This window comes from Bradyrhizobium sp. Mp27 (assembly GCF_029953005.1).
Lineage (GTDB): Bacteria > Pseudomonadota > Alphaproteobacteria > Rhizobiales > Xanthobacteraceae > Bradyrhizobium > Bradyrhizobium barranii.
Window position 1 is genome coordinate 1 of sequence record NZ_JASAUS010000844.1, and the last position, 220, is coordinate 220.

Consider the following 220-nt stretch of genomic DNA (forward strand, 5'->3'; position numbering starts at 1 on the left):
ACTACATCTTCGGTCTGTCCGGCACCAAGCCTCTCGCCAGAAAAGTCGACGAGGTCGCCGACGACATCCGCACCCGACGCGCCATCGAGAACCTGCCGGTTCTGCGTGGCTCGCCCGGTCCAACCGCCTCGCGTCGCCTGAGCGCGCGCACCGCATGCTTGCGATGCCAGCCAGTCGTCGCGCACAGCTCGTCGAGGATCCGTCCCTTCTCCGCTCGTTT

1 pseudogene is annotated in these 220 nt (G+C 66.4%); it reads left to right on the top strand.

The window, feature by feature from the left end:
- Window positions 1-220 (top strand): annotated as a pseudogene (locus tag QJT78_RS52835) (hypothetical protein); the annotation flags it as partial.